Consider the following 17,642-nt stretch of genomic DNA (forward strand, 5'->3'; position numbering starts at 1 on the left):
CGATGTCCGCATTCTTCATCAACCGGCCGATCTTCGCCTGGGTGATCGCCATCGTGATCATGTTGGGGGGCCTGCTCGCCCTCACCACGCTGCCGATCTCGCAATACCCGCAGATTGCGCCGACCACGGTCAACATCAGCGCCACCTATCCCGGCGCTGACGCCCAGACGGTGGAAAACTCGGTGACCAAGGTCATCGAGCAAGGCATGACCGGCATCGACAATCTCGACTACATGACGGCGACGTCGACCTCGACCGGCGCGGCCTCGATCACGCTGACCTTCACCACCGCGGCCGATCCCGATACCGCGCAGGTGCAGACGCAAAACAAGCTGCAGCTGGTGCAGTCGCAGCTGCCTCAAGTGGTGCAGAGCAACGGCATCACTGTCTCCAAATCCTCGACCGGCTTCCTGATGGTCATCGGCTTCGTTTCCAGCGACGGCAAGATGAATTCGACCGATCTCGCCGACTATGTCGACTCCACCATCAACGACACGCTGAAGCGTGTCGCGGGTGTCGGCTCGACGCAGCTTTTCGGATCCGGCTATGCCATGCGCATCTGGCTCGACCCCGACCAGCTCGCCAAATACGCCCTGATGCCAAGCGACGTGGCCGCCGCGATCGAGGCGCAGAATACGCAGGTGTCGGCCGGGCAGCTCGGCGGCCTGCCGCAACGCAAGGGCCAGCAGCTCAACGCCACGGTAACCGCCAAGAGCCGGCTGCAGACCGCCGAACAGTTCCGCAACATCATCCTGAAGAGCCAGACCGACGGCTCGCTGGTCCGCCTCAACGATGTCGCCACCCTCGCGCTCGGCGCCGAAAGCTATACGACGCAGGCCAATTACAACGGCAAGCCGGCAGCCGGCGTCGCCATCAATCTGGCGACCGGGGCCAACGCCATCAGCACGGCGGAAGCGGTGCGTTCGACGATCAACCGGCTGAGCCCGACCTTCCCGCAGGGCGTCGAGGTCGTCTACCCCTACGACACCTCCCCCTTCGTCCGGCTGTCCATCGAGGAGGTGGTGAAGACGCTGCTCGAAGCCATCGTGCTCGTCTTCCTGGTGATGTTCGTCTTCCTGCAGAATCTGCGTGCCACCATCATCCCGACCATCGCCGTGCCGGTCGTGCTGCTCGGTACGTTCGGTGTGCTGTCCTTCTTCGGTTATTCGATCAACACACTGACCATGTTCGCCATGGTGCTGGCCATCGGCCTGCTCGTCGACGACGCTATCGTCGTGGTCGAGAATGTCGAGCGCGTCATGCAGGAGGAAGACCTGTCGCCGAAAGAGGCGACGCGCAAATCGATGAACGAGATCACCGGCGCGCTGGTCGGCATCGCCACCGTGCTCTCGGCGGTGTTCGTGCCGATGGCTTTCTTCGGCGGCTCGACCGGCATCATCTACCGGCAGTTCTCGGTGACCATCGTCTCGGCGATGATCTTGTCCGTACTGGTCGCACTTGTGCTGACGCCGGCACTCTGCGCCACCATCCTGCGGCGGCCCAAGGACCATGCGACACAGACCGGTCCGTTCGGCTGGTTCAACCGCGTCTTCGACCGCGGCACGACGGCCTATCGTGACGGCTCGCACGGCATCATCAACCGCTCCTGGCGTTTCCTCGCCGTCTTCCTCGCCATCGTCATCGCCATGGGCTGGATGTTTGCCCGGCTGCCGAGCTCCTTCCTGCCGGAAGAGGACCAGGGCATCCTGATCACCAGCGTGTCGCTGCCGGTCGGCGCGACGCAGGACCGCACGGAGCGCGTGCTGAAGCAGGTCACCGACCACTATCTCAACGACGAAAAGGACGCGGTCGCAGGGGTGTTCACCGCTTCCGGCTTCGGCTTTGGCGGCGCCGGGCAGAATGTCGGCATTGCTTTCGTGCCGCTGAAGGAGTTCAGCCAGCGCAAATCGCCGGCCTTGGCTGCGCAAGCGGTTGCCGGCCGCGCCATGGGCGCCTTCAGCAAGATCAGGGACGCGCAGGTCTTCGCGCTCGCCCCGCCCGCCATCCAGGGCTTTGGCAACACCAACGGCTTCGATTTTTACCTGCAGGACGTCAACGGCGCCGGCCATGACGCGCTGATCCAGACCCGCAACCAACTGCTGGGTCTTGCCGCGCAGAGCAAGGTGCTCACCGCCACAAGGCCCAACGGCCAGGAGGACCAGCCGCAATTCTCGGTCGACATCGACCAGGAGAAAGCCAGCGCGCTCGGCGTCAACCTTGCCGACATCAACAACACGCTATCGGCGGCCTGGGGCAGCGACTACGTCAACGACTTCATCGATCGCGGACGGGTGAAGCCGGTCTACCTGCAGTCGGACCCGAACTTCCGCATGCAGCCGGAGGATCTGGACAAATGGCAGGTCCGCAATTCCGCCGGCACCATGGTGCCGTTCTCCTCCTTCGCCTCCAGCCACTGGACATTCGGCTCGCCGAGGCTTGAACGCTACAATGGTTCGGCCGCGGTCGAGATCCAGGGTGCTGCGGCCGCCGGCATCAGCTCGGGTGCCGCCATGGACGAGATCGACAGGCTGGTGGCGCAGCTGCCGCCCGGCTACTCCCATGAATGGACCGGGCTGTCGCACCAGGAACGGCTTTCCGGCAACCAGGCGCTGTCGCTTTATGCGATCTCGGCGCTGGTCGTGTTCCTGTGCCTGGCAGCACTGTATGAGAGCTGGTCGATCCCGTTCGCGGTCATGCTGTCGGTGCCGATCGGCATCTTCGGCGCGCTCTTGGCGGCCAGCTTGTTCGGCCAGACCAACGACGTCTATTTCAAGGTCGGCCTGCTGACTACGATCGGCCTTGCCGCCAAGAACGCCATCCTGATCGTCGAGTTCGCCATCGAGCGGCAGACGGCCGGCATGGGTCTGGTCGAGGCGACGCTGGAGGCGGCGCGACAACGATTGCGGCCGATCCTGATGACGTCGCTGGCCTTCATCCTCGGCGTCACGCCGCTTGCGATCGCCAACGGCGCCGGCTCGGGCGCGCAAAACTCCGTCGGCATCGGCGTCATGGGCGGCATGATCGCGGCGACGGTGATCGGCGTGTTCCTGGTGCCGCTGCTGTTCGTCACGGTGCGGCGCATCTTCAAGGGCGGGGCGGCTAAACAGGGCGAAGCGACAGCAGCAGCCAACCAGCAATAAGGGTTTTCGTATGACAGGTTTTGAACGTGGCTCGCGGGCCGCGAGGCGGACAATTTTGCCTATGCTTACCGCCGCCGTGCTCTCCGGCTGTGTCGTCGGTCCGGACTATCAGAAGCCGTTCCTGGCGATGCCGGCTGCGTGGAGCGACCAGAAGTCGTCCAGACCGGCCAAGCCGCCGCAACTGTCGCAATGGTGGCAACGGCTGCGCGATCCGCAGTTAAATACGCTTGTCGAGGAAGCGGTTGCCGGCAATCTCGATGTCGCCACCGCCAAGGCAAAAATCCGCCAGGCACGCGCCAGCTACCGCCAGAGCGTCGGAACCTTGTTCCCCACGGCCGATGGCAGCGGCTCGGCCACCCGCAGCAAGACCGCCGCGACCACGGAAGGCGGAAGCGCCGGAGATGCCTACAGCTATTACCAGGCCGGCTTCGACGCCAGTTGGGAGCTCGACCTGTTCGGCGCCAACCGCAGGGGCGTCGAGGTCGCCCGCTATGGGGTGGACGCTTCCGAGCAGGAGCTGCGTTCGACCCTGCTGACCCTGGTTGGCGACGTCGCATCCTATTATGCCCAGGCACGCGGCTACCAGGCGCGCATCCAGCTCGCACGGCGCACGACTGCCTCGCAACAGCAGACCGCGGCGCTGACCCGCACCATGCTTTTGGCCGGCACGGGGACGGCCGCCGACGTCGCCAAAGCCCAGGGACAGGCAAGCGCCACGGCGGCCGATGTCCCCTCGCTCGAGGCCAGTTACGCCCAAGCCGTACACCGGCTTTCCGTTCTAACCGGCCGCCCGCCGGCGGCGCTGAACGAGCGGTTGAAGCGCGGCGCGCCGATCCCGGCTCCGCGCCTGCCGCTGCCGACCGGCATTCCGGCCGACATTTTGCTGACCCGGCCGGACGTGCGCATGGCCGAGCGGCAGTACGCCCAATACACCGCCAAGGTCGGCCAGGCCGAGGCGGCCCGCTATCCCTCGGTCAGCCTCACCGGCAACATCGACACCTCGGCCTTCAAACTCGGCGACCTCGGCAAGAATTCCACCATCGGCTGGTCGTTCGGGCCGACGCTCAGCGTGCCGATCTTCAACGCCGGGCAGTTGAAGGCTGCGGTCGACGTCGCCAGGGCCGAGCGCGACCAGTATTTCATTGCCTACAAGGCGTCCGTGCTGACGGCGCTGGAAGATGTCGAAAACGCCATCGTTGCGCTGCGCCAGGAGCGCATCCGCAACGGCAAGCTTGCCGCTTCCGTAAAATCCTATGGCGAGGCCGCCAATCTCGAGCGCACGCTGTTCAAGTCCGGCGAAAGTAGCCTTCTCGACGTGCTCGATGCCGAGCGTTCGCTCTATTCGGCCGAGGACAGTCTGCTGCTAAGCCGCATCGCCATTGCCACCGACTATGTCGCGCTCAACAAGGCGCTCGGCGGCGGCTGGGATGGCATGATCGACAGTACAAAACCTGAAATTATCGACGCCAAGACCGGGCCACGGCTGGCATCAGCGCCTGTGAGCCAGTGATGTCGGGCGGCGGGCTTGTCTGCGCAGGTTTAGAAGCGGGTGCGCGTCTGGCGCTGCCCCGGTGCGGCATCGTCCGCCTTAAAATGCATCTCGTCCTGGACGGCGGCAAAAAACCGGCGGACATCGTTGGCGGCGGAAGCCGCGTCGCTGCCGGCCGCAATCGCCTTGTCGAGGAGTTCGCGCGCGGTGGCCTTCCAGAAGGAGGTGGCCGTGTCGCCATGTAGCCTGCCCAGCCTGGCCGCCACCTCGCGTACCAGCATGGTCTGCCGGTCTAGCGGAAAGGCGCGCACATTTGCTGAGGACATATTCTGCACCATGACACTGACGCAACGAATCAGACGCTGCTCTATGCGTCATGCCTAGCTCTGAAGTCGGAAACGGAACCTTAACGCTGCGGAGTCCGCGTCGATCTGAGCGAGTCGGTTGGCATGCCTCCAGATCAAAGGGCTCTAGAACCGCAGGCCCCTCGCCTCGCCGCCGCTTCGCTTGGCCGTAATCATCATGTCCCTGGCCAGCAGGCCACTCACCCGGCAGAACGCCATGAAGGCGCGGCAGGCGTCCTCGGTCTTGACCACATCCACCGTGGCACCAAAGCAGGCATTGAACGCCGCTTCATAGACCTTGCCCTGTCGCTTCTTTGGCCACTCATGCAGGACATCCAGCGCCTGTTCGACGCTGTAGATCTCCTCTACCGGCAGCCCGGGGGCGGGCGCGATACGCACCGGCACTTCGAATTGCAATCTGTCCATTTCCAAGTCTCCCGAACTGGCGTCGACCACAGCAACGCCGTTCGTTCCGAAAAGTTGCTTCGACCGCCTTTCGCCCAAAAATGTGTCGTCAGTGCGGTCTCGGCATTCGGGGAGCGCTTGGCCCTATTGGTTCGCCGGATCGGTCTCGGCCTCATAGGCCATACGCACGGCGATGAAGAGCACATAGGCCGAGGGCAAAGCGAAGATCGCGGCAAGCACCAGTGCGGCCGTTCCCGCCATGCCGAGCGTCTCGGCGATCGCCCAGTAGAGCGTGCCGATGCAGATGAGCGCCTGCACCGAAAGGAACAAGGCGGCCGAGACCGCGCGGGTGAGCGTTTTGACTGTTTTTATGCGTTGCATGGAAGACTCCGAAAAACGGCGCGTCACGCGAATCCATGGTCGGCCTGCGGCCGCCGCGGAATCGCGACGCGAAAACAATGGGATGATTGAAAGATGCGGGCTTTAAGCCGCGCTCAGCCTAAACGGATGGCGGCGCCCGTGGCTGGTTGGCATGGACGCGCGGCGCCGAGATAAACGCCGATGGCGCCGCTGCCGGGACCGGCCAAGCCTGGTCCAGCAGGAACAAGCCGGTAGCAGGCGCGATCGCCGCTGCATTGCCGCTGACGGCCTTGGCCGGCACCGGCCGGCCGGCGCGGATTTCGAGCCCTTGCGCCTTGGCTGTGACGCGCAGCAGCGCCACGGCATCGCCCTGGCGCGCAGTACTGATGCTCGGTCCGCCCAAATTTGCGGGTCGCCGATGCCGTTGCTTCCACCTGGAACAGGCTGAGCAGCGACAGCAGCAGCAACGCCATCAGGCCCGAGCAGATCGCCCTGATCGGCGTCATGACTGATTTTGCGCGCTTGACCGCCATTGGAAGGCAAGATCTCCTGATATCTCCACCGACCTAGCCGACCGAGCCCCAAAAGAAAAGCTTCGGTCGCCCGAGCAGAACAAGGAACAACACCGCCGAAAGGCATGAATATCGCCGGCGCAAGCCCCTCGCCGGCAGTTCTTCCTTGAACCTTGCGGCTTCCAATGCCAAATCTGGAGAGATTTTCGAACGGCGCTGATATGCATCGCCCGCTTACAGGCAAAACGGACACTATGGTCACTTATCTCGACGCCGCCACGGCACCCCTCAGGAACACCGGCCAGATCCGCCTCTACGGCGAGGAAGGCTTTGCCGGCATGCGCAAGGCCTGCGACCTCACCGCGCGCTGCCTCGACGAGCTGGTGCCGATGGTCCAGCCGGGCGTCACCACCGAGACCATCGACCGTTTCGTTTTCGAGTACGGCATGGACCATGGCGCGCTGCCGGCGACGCTGAACTATCGCGGTTACACCAAATCGTCGTGCACCTCGATCAATCATGTCGTCTGCCACGGCATTCCCGACAACAAGCCGTTGAAGGATGGCGACATCGTCAACATCGACGTCACCTACATCCTTGACGGCTGGCACGGTGATTCCTCGCGCATGTATCCGGTCGGCACCATCAAGCGCGCTGCCGAGCGCCTGCTTGAAGTCACCCATGAATGCCTGATGCGCGGCATCGCGGCGGTCCGGCCCGGCGCCCGCACCGGCGCCATCGGCGCCGCCATCCAGACCTATGCCGAGGCCGAGCGCTGCTCGGTGGTGCGCGACTTCTGCGGCCACGGCGTCGGCCAACTGTTTCATGACGCGCCCAACATCCTGCACTACGGGACATCAAGCGAAGGCGTCGAGATGCGGCCAGGCATGATCTTCACCATCGAGCCGATGATCAATCTCGGCCGCCCGCATGTGAAAGTGCTCTCGGACGGCTGGACGGCGGTGACCCGCGACCGCTCGCTGTCGGCGCAGTACGAACACACGATCGGCGTCACCGAAACTGGCTGCGAGATTTTTACGCTCTCGCCAAACAAGCTCGACCGCCCCGGCTTGCCGGCCTAGCGATCCAAATACGCAAATGGGCCGGCGACACAGCGCCGGCCCGTTTTGTGTTTCTTGTTCTTGTGGCTAGCGACCTCAGCCGACAACAGCCGGGTGAAGCAGCTCTTCGAGGCCAATGTTGCGGTAGATCTCGCGGCGCATGCGGTCGGCAACGCCGTTGACGATTTCGGCGCCGTCCTGTGACGGGTCGACATGGACGCGGAACGGCCGCTTGCCGAACGGCATGTCCACGACGCGAACGATCTCGCGCGCCACTTCCGACGGATCGGCATCGGCAGGCTCGAGCCCGGCCAGTCCCTTCAGCGCCCGATCGGCAATACCGGCATAGGGTCCGGCTTCATATTCGGCAACGCGCGCCGCATCGGACGGCTTGCCCGAATGCGCAAAATGATTGGTGCCCTTGGTGAAGGCGCCGGGAACCGTGATGGTGGTTTCTATCCCCCACAGAGCGAGCTCGGTGGAGTAGGACACGGCCAGCGCATCCATCGCCGCCTTGGCGGCGAAATAAGGCGCCAGGAACGGCGGGGTGCCGCCGCGCGTCGAGGATGAGCCGACCCAGACCAGCAGGCCCTTGCCCTGCCCGCGCAGATGCGGAAGCGCGGCACGATTGACCCGCTGCGCCCCCAGGACGTTGACGTCGTACTGCTGGATGAACTGGTCGGGGGTGAAGGCCTCGGCGGGACCGAACACCATATGACCGGCATTGTGGACGATGACATCCAGCCGGCCCGCCTCGGCGATGATGTGGGCGATGCCGGCCTCGGCCGAAGTGTCCGATTGAACGTCGAGCTCTGCGGTGCGCAGATCGGCCTTGTGCTCAGCGGCCCAGGCGGCGACGGCGGCGACCTGGGGTGCATTGCGCCCGGTCGTCTCGCGCATCGTGGCGTAGACGGTGTGGCCGGCTTCGGCCAGCGACCTGGCGGTCATCAGGCCGAAGCCCGAGGACGCGCCGGTGACGAGGATGACGAATTTCGACATGACGAGGTTTCCTTGGTTGAGGTTGGGTGTGCGGGCGGGCGGCAGGATCAGATGATCCCGCCATTGGCCCGCAAGGTCTGGCCGTTGATCCAGGCGCCGTCCGGCCCGGCGAGGAAGGCTACGGCGTCGGCGATATCCTTGGGCTGGCCGAGACGTTCGAGCGGGGCGAGTTTGGCCATGCGGTCGACGAGGTCCTGCGGCTTGCCGTCGAGGAATAGTTTCGTTGCCGTCGGCCCCGGCGCGATGGCGTTGACAGTGATGTTGCGGCCGCGCAATTCCCTAGCCAGCACGCTGGTCATCGCTTCCACGGCAGCCTTGGTGGCGGCATAGACGCCATAGGTCGGCTGCAGCAGGCCGACGACGCTGGATGAGAAATTCACGATCCGGCCGCCGTCGCGCAGCCGCTTCGCCGCCTCGCGCAATGTGTTGAAGGTACCCTTGAGGTTGACGGCGATCGTGCGGTCGAACAGCGCGTCGTCGCTGTCGGCGATGGTGGCGAGGTTCATGATGCCGGCATTGTTGATCAGCACGTCGATGCCGCCGAAAGCGGTTTCGACCGTGTCGAACATGCGGGTCGCCGCGGCAGCGTCCGAAATGTCTGCCTTGGCCGTCACGGCCTTGCCTCCGGCCGCTTCGATCCTGGCGGCGACCGCTTCTGCCGAGGCGGCGTTGCCGGCATAGTTCACCACGACGGTGAAGCCGTCCTTGGCGAGGCGCTCGGCGACAGCAGCGCCGATGCCGCCCGAGGCACCGGTGACGAGGGCGATCTTGCCAGTCTGATTGATCTGGTTGGTCATGGTCAGTCTCCTTGTTGAGTGCCGTTGATCGGCTGACAGCAAGATGCGCCTTCCCGTGCTGCGGATAATTGGGCATAATCCGACATCATCATTCGAGATTTCGAACAATGGATCGCTTCGAAGCCATGCGCGTCTTCATCCGCATCGTCGAGCGGCGCAGCTTCACCAAGGCCGCGGACGATCTTGGACTGCCCCGCTCATCTGTCACCGACGCGGTAAAGGGTCTGGAGGCGCGGCTGGGCGTGCGGCTTTTGCAGCGCACGACCCGTCAGGTCAGCCCGACACTGGATGGCGAAGCCTATTATCAGCGCTGCGTCAGCCTAGTCGCCGATCTGGAAGACGCCGAGGGCGCCTTTGTCGGCGCCAAGCCATCAGGCCTTGTCCGCGTCGACATGCACGGCACCCAGGCGCGGTATTTCCTGCTGCCGGGCCTGCCCCGCTTCCGCGAGCTGTATCCGGACATCCGGCTGCATATCAGCGAGATGCACCAGCCGTTGGATATGATCCGTGAGGGGTTCGATTGTCTCCTGCGCGCCGGCGAACTGTCCGACAGTCCGCTGATCAAGCGACGCCTGGCGACGCTGGAAAGGGGCACCTTCGCCAGCCCCGACTACCTCGGCCGCTTCGGCACGCCGCAGACGCCCGACGATCTTGCGGGCCACGAAATGGTCGGGCTGATGTCGCCCGAGGCAGCAGAGATCATCCCGCTCGTCTTCAGCATCGACGGCAAGCCCCGCCGGATCACCTTGCCTGCCAATGTGACTGTGACCGGCCCCGAGACCAATGTCGCTTCCGCATGCCTTGGTCTCGGGCTGATCCAGGTGCCACGCTACCGGGTCGTCTCGGAGCTGGCCAGCGGCGCGCTGGTCGAGGTGCTCACAGGCTTTCCGCCGACACCGTTACCGGTTCACGTCCTCTATTCGCCCACACGCCAATTGTCGCCGCGCCTGCGCGTATTCATCGACTGGATGGCACAGCAGTTTCGCAATCGAACCGCGCCGGCCGAATGAAGCGCCGGACCACAGCAGCTGCCTGATCCTCTGAGGCCTCAGCTTGGCCAGGCGCAGGCCGTTCACCCCCGGCCTTACGCTCGTCGCCGAAAAGCACTCGACCGCTGCCAGCCTGTCGCTCTAGTCTCATGCGGAAGCCTTCGGGGGGATGGATGGGGAAGAGTGGCGACGACGAAAGAGGGTTCTTCTCCGAGCGGTGGATTGAACCGCCGGCGAAGGACAAGGCGCCAAAAGACAAACCGACGGAGAAACCGCACTATCACGGCCATCGCGACCGCTTGCGCGAGCGCTTCGTTGCCGGCGGCGCGGACGCCCTGCCCGACTACGAACTCCTCGAGCTGCTGCTGTTTCGCCTGATCCCGCGCGTCGACACCAAGCCGATCGCCAAGGCGCTTTTGGCGCGCTTCGGCACATTCGGCGAAGTGCTTGGCGCACCGGTGGCACTGCTGCAGGAGGTGAAGGGCATCGGCCCCGCAGTGGCCGTCGACCTGAAGGTGATTGTCGCTGCCGCGCAGCGCATGGCACGCACCGAAGTCCGCGACCGCGAGGTGCTGTCCAACTGGACGCAGCTTCTTGCCTATTGCCGCTCGGCCATGGCGTTCGAGAACCGCGAACAGTTCCGCATCCTCTTCCTCGACAAGAAGAACGTTCTGATCGCCGACGAGGTGCAGCAGGTCGGCACCGTCGACCACACGCCGGTCTATCCGCGCGAAGTGATCAAGCGCGCGCTGGAACTGTCGGCCAGCGCCGTCATCCTGGTGCACAACCACCCCTCAGGCGACCCGACGCCGTCGCGCGCCGACATCGAGATGACCAAGCAGATCATCGACAGCGCCAAGCCGCTCGGCATCGCCGTCCACGATCACATCATCATCGGCAAGAAGGGCAATGCCTCGATGAAGGGCCTGCTGCTGATCTAAGCCTGACCCAAAGTAGCGCGGACGGAGCATGAGGCGGCTGATATCCATGCCGCCCCAGATCCGCCCAATCCCACTAGCTGAGCGACCCGGCTGCTTGCGAGATGAGCCCGGCGATCACGTCGGGGTGGGAAATCAACGACAAATGGCTTGCCTTCACTTCGATGGTCTTTGCGTTCATGCGCTTTGCCATGAAGCGCTCGAGATCGGGATTGATCGTGCGATCCTCGGTCGAGACCGCATACCAGCTTGGCTTCGAGCGCCAGGCCGCTTGCGTTGTCTTTCCGGTGAAAAGCTTGTCCGAGATCGGCCCCTGGACGGCGTAGAGGATGCGCGCCTTGTCGCGAGGAATATCGCCCGCGAAATCCCGCAGGAAGGCCTCCTCGCTAAGCTTGCCATAGCCTTCGGACCAGACGAGCCCGGCGGAGGCGGGCGGCGCCGCAAAAGTCTTGGCGAGCGCCGTGTAATCTTCGCCCGCATCCGGCGCGCGCGCCGCGACATAGACGAGCGAGGAAACCTTTGGATCCATCCCTGCCTCGCTGACGATCATGCCGGCAAAAGAGTGTCCGACAAGGACCGTCGGTCCATCCTGGAGTGCGATCGCACGCCGCGTTGCCTCGACACCAGCCTCCAGCGTGGTCAGCGGATGCTGGACAACGGTTGCGTTGAGGCCGGCCTGTTGCAGCAGGCCGACCACCTCTGACCAGCATGAGCCATCCGCATAGGCGCCATGGACCAGAACGACATTGCGAACCTTGGGGGCCGTCTGCGCTCGCGTCGTATGGGAGCCGGCCAATAGGCTCGTCGCCACCCCGGCGACGAGCGCGGTGGAGAAAGTACGCCGATTTATCATGATCGTGGATTCCTCGAGAGGTTGGCGGATCGCGCCCAGACTTCGGCTGGGACGCGCCGCAAATGCTTCGCCCGGCGCCTATGTCCAGTCTTCGCAGCCTGCCGAGCCTTCGTTACGGCCGTCACCGCTTCGCGATCGCGCGCCTTGGCTCTCGCCGAAGCTCTGGGGCTTTTTGCTGGGCCCGAACGCACGCGCTTCCGTTGGCGTCCACGTCACGCACGCCGCCGAGCCTGCCTTCCAGAAGGTCGCGCCGCTGCTGCAATTCGCCGGAGACGAATTTGGTAAAGGCATGCACGCGCGCCGTGCGGCGCAGATCGTCATGCACCAGCACCCACAGCGCAGAGCCGATTTCCTCGATCAGTCCGCCGACGCGTACAAGCCCGGGCAGGCTGTCACCGAGATAACAGGGAAGCGCTGCGATCCCCATGCCGGCGCCGGCTGCATGCGACATCGTCACCAGGGAATCGGCGCGCATGGCTATCTCGGCATCCGGCAGTGACGACCGCATCCAGCGGGCAACACCGGTGTTGGCCAGGCTGTCATCGGGCGCAATCCAGCGCAGCGAACCGAATTTCGGCTCCGCTGGCAGCGTCTCGGCATAGCCGCGCGCCGCGTAGGCGGCGAAGGCGACGCCCGAGATGCGCCTGCCGACCAGGATTCCCTGCGGCTGCGACACCGGCCGGATGGCCACATCCGCATCCCTATGCGTCAAATTGGCGATGGTATTCTGCGTCATCGCCTCGACCCGTATGCCGGGATGGAACTCACGAAACGCAGCCAGGATCGGCGGCAGCACCGACACCATCAGCGTGTCCGTGGTCGTGACCCGCAACGTGCCTTCGAACCTGAGATCCTGCCCCGAAAGTTTGCGCGCCAACTCATTGACCGTCTCGGCCATTGTGCGCGCCGCACCCAGCAGCTCTTCGCCGCCGGCGGTGAGCGCATAGCCCGTCGGCAGCCGATCGAAAAGACGGATGCCAAGCCGCGCTTCGAACGCGTTGACGCGCCTCAGCACAGTGGTGTGGTTCACCCCCAGGATTCGCGCTGCCGCCGCCAGCGAAGCGCCCTCCGCGACAGCCAGCACCATCCGCAGGTCTTCCCAGTCGATTTGGTCGCGTGAGCTGTGCATTTCCGCAGAATGATAAGGGAAAACACGGAAGGTTGCGAACTAAAAGCCAACGGAGCTCTGCAGAAACGCACAGCGGATGGGCAAATCAGCAGATCGATCTGCGAATCCGCGCACGCCATATAAGCCGTCGCAACAGTCGCACGCCTCAAATTCAAGGAATGATATCGTGGAAATCCTCTTCATACCCCTGCCGCTTGTTGCCGGCAGTCTGCTCGCGGTGCAGGCCGGCGCTAACGCCCAACTGTCGAAGGCGGTCGGCTCGCCCTTCGCCGCGACGACGCTTCAGCTCGCCGTCGGCGCAATCGTGCTGCTGTCGGTCACGGCCCTTACAGGAACGGCGCCTGCGCTGCTGGCCGTTCGCAACGCCGAATGGTGGCACGCGATTGGCGGCATGGCTTCGGCCTTCTACGTCGTGTCGACCATTCTTCTGTTCCCTCGCCTCGGCGCTGTCGTATCGGTCGGCCTCTTCATCGCCGGGCAAATGCTTGTGTCCTTCGCCCTCGACACATTCGGCTGGCTCGGCATTCCGGAGGCCGGCCTGCGCCCCGGGCCTGCCTTTGGCATGCTTGTCGTGCTTGCAGGCGCGGCCCTCATCGTTCTCGGACAGAAGGGCGCGGCCGACAATCTCGCGCCGTCGAAACTGGGCTGGATCGGCCTGGCGCTGCTGGCCGGCACCGTGCTGCCGGTGCAAGGTGCGGTCAACGCCTTGCTTAGGCACGACCTTGGCGGCGCGCCGTTTGCTGTCGGCACCATCTCATTCCTGGTGGCGATGCTGGCCATGGCTGCGGTGCTTCTGGCCACGCTGGCCCTGAGCAAGGCGCCTCGCCCCCGCCTCGCAGGCCTGTCGTCGGTGCCCTGGTGGGGCTGGCTCGGCGGGTTCGCCGGCGCCACCTATGTCACGACGGTCTTCACCGCAATCCCCGTCATTGGCGCAGCGGCTGCCGTCAGCCTGACGGTGGCCGGGCAGCAGGTGGCCAGCATTTTCGTCGACACGTTCGGCTGGTTCCGGCTGCCGCAGCGGCTAGTGTCGGGCATGCGGCTCGCCGGCGTCGTGTTGTTGCTGGCCGGCTGCATTGTCATCAAGGCGCTTTGATCCCGTGCCGAGCCCCGGCCGCCGCCGCAAAAGCGATTTTTTGCCCCTTCCACAGCCGGCTCTAGAATTTCGATCGCAAATCACGCATGATGCACTTGGTATTTTCCCGGGACGGCTTCGCGCCCCCTGAAATACCGGGAGGAACGGGACATGCCCATCGTGGTTGTACTCGTTTTGATCGTCTTGGGCTCGGTGTTGTTCCACTTCCTGAGCCCATGGTGGTGGACTCCGATTGCCTCGAACTGGGACTATATCGACAACACCATCATCATCACCTTCTGGATCACCGGCGTCGTTTTCGCCGCCGTGGTGCTGTTCATGGCCTATTGCGTCTTCCGCTTCCGTCATCGCGAAGGCAGCCGGGCTGCCTACGAACCGGAGAACAAGAGGCTCGAATGGTGGCTGACGATCGTCACCGGAGTGGGCGTCACGGCGTTGCTGGTTCCCGGCCTGTTTGTCTGGAGCCGGTTCGTCAACGTTCCAAGCGACGCAACCGTGGTCGAAGTCGTCGGCCAGCAATGGCAGTGGAGTTTCCGCTTGCCGGGCAAGGACGGCAAGCTCGGCACATCCGACACCCGCGACGTCACCGCCGAAAACCCGCTGGGCGTGATCGCCAAGGATCCCAACGGCCAGGACGATGTCGTGGTGGAAGCGGCCGACCTGCATCTGCCGGTCGGCAAGCCGGTCAAGATGCTGCTCCGCTCGATCGATGTGCTGCATGATTTCTATGTCCCGGAATTCCGCGCCAAGATGGACATGATCCCGGGCTCGGTCACTTATTTCTGGTTTACCCCGACCAAGACCGGAACCTTCCAGGTCCTGTGCGCCGAGCTTTGCGGCCAAGGCCATCCGATGATGCATGGCATCGTCATGGTTGATACCGAGCAGGACTATGTGGCCTGGCTCGGCCAGCAGCAGACGTTCGCGCAATTATCGGCGCCCCAGCAGACCGGCTCGGCGGAACAGGCGCCGGTCAACGCGACGGCGTCAGCTTTGAAAGTTGCGGTAAAACTCGAAACTGTCGGGTCCCGCTGAAAAGGGCACGGAGGTGCTCCGCCCATGGTCGATGTCACGCCTGCAGATGCCGTCCCGCCCGCCGAAGTCGCGGAAATGGAGCTCTACCATCCGCACAGCTGGTGGACGAAGTATGTCTTCTCGCAGGATGCCAAGGTCATCGCGATCCAGTATGCAGGGACCGCAACGGCCATCGGTCTGGTCGCCCTGGTCTTGTCATGGCTGATGCGCCTGCAACTCGGCTTCCCCGGCACGTTCGACTTCATCACCCCGGAAGCCTACTACCAATTCATCACCATGCACGGCATGATCATGGTGATCTACCTGCTCACGGCGCTCTTCCTCGGCGGCTTCGGCAACTATCTGATCCCGCTGATGGTCGGTGCGCGCGACATGGTCTTTCCCTATGTCAACATGCTGAGCTACTGGATCTACCTGCTTGCCGTGCTGGTTCTGGTGTCGAGTTTCTTTGCGCCCGGCGGACCGACGGGCGCCGGCTGGACGCTCTACCCGCCACAAGCCATCACCAGCGGCACGCCGGGCGGCCAGGACTGGGGCATCATCCTGATGCTCGTCTCGCTGATCCTGTTCATCATCGGCTTCACCATGGGCGGCCTGAACTATGTCGTGACGGTGCTGCAGGCCCGCACGCGCGGCATGACAATGATGCGCCTGCCTTTGACCGTGTGGGGCATCTTCACCGCGACCGTCATGGCGCTGCTGGCCTTTCCCGCGCTGTTCGTCGCCTGCGTAATGATGTTGCTTGACCGCGTGCTCGGCACCTCCTTCTTCATGCCGGCGATCGCCGAGATGGGCGAGCAACTGCCGCACAATGGCGGCAGCCCGATCCTGTTCCAGCACCTGTTCTGGTTCTTCGGCCATCCCGAAGTCTACATCGTGGCGCTGCCGGCCTTCGGCATCGTGTCCGACTTGATCAGCACCCATGCGCGCAAGAATATCTTCGGCTATCGGATGATGGTCTGGGCCATCGTTGGCATTGGCGCGCTGAGCTTCGTGGTCTGGGCACATCATATGTATGTCAGCGGCATGGATCCCTATTTCGGCTTCTTCTTCGCCACCACGACGTTGATAATCGCCGTCCCGACCGCCATCAAGGTTTATAATTGGGTGCTGACCTTATGGCGCGGCGACATCCATCTCACCGTACCGATGCTGTTTGCCCTGGCCTTCATCGTCACCTTCGTCAATGGCGGGCTGACCGGCTTGTTTCTCGGCAATGTCGTCGTCGACGTTCCGCTGTCGGACACGATGTTCGTCGTCGCCCACTTCCATATGGTCATGGGTGTCGCCCCAATCGTCGTGGTTTTCGGCGCGATCTACCATTGGTACCCTAAGGTCACCGGCCGGATGCTCAACGAGACGCTCGGCCGCTTCCATTTCTGGGTCACGTTCCTCGGCGCCTACCTGATCTTCTTCCCCATGCACTATCTCGGCCTGATGGGCGTGCCGCGGCGCTACGCCGAACTGACCGACATGACTGTCATGACGGAGTCGGCCCACCACCTGAACTCGTTCATCAGCATCATGGCGTTCATCGTCGGCTTTGCCCAGATGGTGTTCCTGTTCAATCTGATCTGGAGCATCCGCCATGGCCGCGAGGCCGGTGGCAATCCATGGCGCGCCACCACACTCGAATGGCAGACGCCGCAGACACCACCTGCGCATGGCAATTTCGGCAAGGATTTGCCGATCGTCTATCGCTGGGCCTATGACTACAGCGTGCCAGGCGCCAAGGAGGACTTCATTCCGCAAAACATGCCGGGCACCTTCGGCCCCTCCAGGGAGCCAGCATGAGCGTCATCCTGGTCTTCCTGCTCGTGATCGCCGGCTTTGCCGGCTGGTGGCTTTCGCATCAGCGGCTGATGACCAAGCCATGGCTCGAGCAAGGTGCGGCGGGAGATTTTGTCGCCTTCGACCGGTCGGGCCTGCCGACCGCCAAGATCGGCCTCGGTGTCTTCCTCGCCGTCGTCGGCTGCCTGTTCGCGCTGTTCACCAGCGCCTACTTCATGCGTATGGCGCTGTCGGACTGGCAGCCGCTACCCATGCCGCGCCTGCTCTGGCTCAACACCGGCATGCTGGTCCTGAGCAGCATCGCGCTGCAATGCGCCTCGGTCGCGGCGCGCAAGCGCCAGATGGACACGGTCAGGCTTGGCCTTGCCGCAGGTGGGCTCACCGCGATCGCCTTCCTCGTCGGGCAGCTGATGGCATGGCGGGACCTGACCGCCGATGGTTATTTTCTGGCCTCCAATCCGGCCAACAGCTTTTTCTACCTGATAACCGGGATGCACGGCCTGCACATAGTGGGAGGGCTGGTGGGCCTGAGCAGAACAACCGCCGGCGCCTGGAACGGAGCACGGCCGGAACGGCTTCGCCTCAGCGTCGAATTGTGCGCCATGTACTGGCATTTCCTGCTTTTCGTCTGGCTCGCCATCTTCGCTCTTTTGGCCGGCTGGGCCGCGACGTTCATCGATATTTGCCGGCAGTTGCTGACCTAGGAG

Annotated in this window: 17 protein-coding genes; 9 read left to right on the forward strand and 8 right to left on the reverse strand. The window is 63.9% G+C overall.

Annotated features, from left to right (window positions below):
• Positions 1–2: 2 nt before the first annotated feature.
• The gene (locus AC1D1L_RS13050; RefSeq protein WP_477341793.1) at positions 3–3,140 is read left to right on the forward strand and encodes an efflux RND transporter permease subunit; all 3,138 of its coding nucleotides are present in this window, start codon (positions 3–5) and stop codon (positions 3,138–3,140) included.
• 10 nt (positions 3,141–3,150) lie between these two features.
• Positions 3,151–4,650, forward strand: a complete 1,500-nt coding sequence (locus tag AC1D1L_RS13055; protein WP_477341795.1) for an efflux transporter outer membrane subunit — start codon at positions 3,151–3,153, stop codon at positions 4,648–4,650.
• 29 nt (positions 4,651–4,679) lie between these two features.
• Here AC1D1L_RS13055 and AC1D1L_RS13060 read toward each other — a convergent pair whose 3' ends face one another.
• The 4 genes from AC1D1L_RS13060 to AC1D1L_RS13075 all read right to left on the reverse strand — a co-directional run bounded on the left by AC1D1L_RS13060 (position 4,680) and on the right by AC1D1L_RS13075 (position 6,141).
• Positions 4,680–4,955: a DUF6074 family protein gene (locus AC1D1L_RS13060; RefSeq protein ID WP_352588720.1), complete on the reverse strand. Its 276-nt coding sequence runs from the start codon at positions 4,953–4,955 to the stop codon at positions 4,680–4,682.
• Positions 4,956–5,099: 144 nt separating this feature from the next.
• Entirely contained in the window at positions 5,100–5,399 is a 300-nt protein-coding gene (locus AC1D1L_RS13065) for a DUF982 domain-containing protein (protein ID WP_352588717.1), read from the reverse strand.
• A gap of 123 nt (positions 5,400–5,522) precedes the next feature.
• The gene (locus AC1D1L_RS13070) at positions 5,523–5,759 is read right to left on the reverse strand and encodes a hypothetical protein (protein ID WP_352588714.1); all 237 of its coding nucleotides are present in this window, start codon (positions 5,757–5,759) and stop codon (positions 5,523–5,525) included.
• Positions 5,760–5,877: 118 nt separating this feature from the next.
• Entirely contained in the window at positions 5,878–6,141 is a 264-nt protein-coding gene (locus tag AC1D1L_RS13075) for a hypothetical protein (protein ID WP_477341798.1), read from the reverse strand.
• A gap of 363 nt (positions 6,142–6,504) precedes the next feature.
• Here AC1D1L_RS13075 and map point away from each other — a divergent pair, with 363 nt between their 5' ends.
• Entirely contained in the window at positions 6,505–7,332 is an 828-nt protein-coding gene (map, locus tag AC1D1L_RS13080; RefSeq protein WP_192257239.1) for a type I methionyl aminopeptidase, read from the forward strand.
• A gap of 75 nt (positions 7,333–7,407) precedes the next feature.
• Here map and AC1D1L_RS13085 read toward each other — a convergent pair whose 3' ends face one another.
• Positions 7,408–8,310, reverse strand: coding sequence for an SDR family oxidoreductase (locus tag AC1D1L_RS13085; RefSeq protein ID WP_477341800.1), 903 nt, complete (start codon positions 8,308–8,310; stop codon positions 7,408–7,410).
• Between the two features lie 47 nt (positions 8,311–8,357).
• On the reverse strand, positions 8,358–9,107 hold the full coding sequence (locus AC1D1L_RS13090) for an SDR family oxidoreductase (protein ID WP_477341802.1): 750 nt from the start codon (positions 9,105–9,107) through the stop codon (positions 8,358–8,360).
• A gap of 107 nt (positions 9,108–9,214) precedes the next feature.
• Here AC1D1L_RS13090 and AC1D1L_RS13095 point away from each other — a divergent pair, with 107 nt between their 5' ends.
• Together AC1D1L_RS13095 and radC are read left to right on the forward strand one after the other, a co-directional pair.
• A complete protein-coding gene (locus AC1D1L_RS13095) occupies positions 9,215–10,117 on the forward strand; it encodes a LysR family transcriptional regulator (protein ID WP_477341804.1) in 903 nt (300 codons plus the stop codon).
• A 152-nt stretch (positions 10,118–10,269) separates the two neighbouring features.
• Positions 10,270–11,037, forward strand: coding sequence for a RadC family protein (gene radC, locus AC1D1L_RS13100; protein WP_477341806.1), 768 nt, complete (start codon positions 10,270–10,272; stop codon positions 11,035–11,037).
• A gap of 73 nt (positions 11,038–11,110) precedes the next feature.
• On the opposite strand, the gene AC1D1L_RS13105 is transcribed toward radC, so the two are convergent.
• Together AC1D1L_RS13105 and AC1D1L_RS13110 are read right to left on the reverse strand one after the other, a co-directional pair.
• The gene (locus AC1D1L_RS13105; RefSeq protein WP_477342182.1) at positions 11,111–11,890 is read right to left on the reverse strand and encodes an alpha/beta fold hydrolase; all 780 of its coding nucleotides are present in this window, start codon (positions 11,888–11,890) and stop codon (positions 11,111–11,113) included.
• 118 nt (positions 11,891–12,008) lie between these two features.
• Entirely contained in the window at positions 12,009–13,016 is a 1,008-nt protein-coding gene (locus tag AC1D1L_RS13110; RefSeq protein WP_477341808.1) for a LysR family transcriptional regulator, read from the reverse strand.
• A gap of 166 nt (positions 13,017–13,182) precedes the next feature.
• Here AC1D1L_RS13110 and AC1D1L_RS13115 point away from each other — a divergent pair, with 166 nt between their 5' ends.
• From AC1D1L_RS13115 to AC1D1L_RS13130, 4 genes are all read left to right on the forward strand, one after another.
• The gene (locus AC1D1L_RS13115) at positions 13,183–14,109 is read left to right on the forward strand and encodes a DMT family transporter (protein WP_477341810.1); all 927 of its coding nucleotides are present in this window, start codon (positions 13,183–13,185) and stop codon (positions 14,107–14,109) included.
• 150 nt (positions 14,110–14,259) lie between these two features.
• On the forward strand, positions 14,260–15,144 hold the full coding sequence (locus AC1D1L_RS13120; protein ID WP_477341812.1) for a cytochrome c oxidase subunit II: 885 nt from the start codon (positions 14,260–14,262) through the stop codon (positions 15,142–15,144).
• 24 nt (positions 15,145–15,168) lie between these two features.
• A complete protein-coding gene (ctaD, locus tag AC1D1L_RS13125; RefSeq protein WP_477341814.1) occupies positions 15,169–16,938 on the forward strand; it encodes a cytochrome c oxidase subunit I in 1,770 nt (589 codons plus the stop codon).
• The gene (locus AC1D1L_RS13130; RefSeq protein WP_477341816.1) at positions 16,935–17,639 is read left to right on the forward strand and encodes a cytochrome c oxidase subunit 3; all 705 of its coding nucleotides are present in this window, start codon (positions 16,935–16,937) and stop codon (positions 17,637–17,639) included. The genes ctaD and AC1D1L_RS13130 overlap by 4 nt, the downstream gene beginning before the upstream one ends.
• The last annotated feature ends 3 nt before the right edge of the window (positions 17,640–17,642 follow it).

The organism is Mesorhizobium sp. P2_D6 (assembly GCF_056404315.1).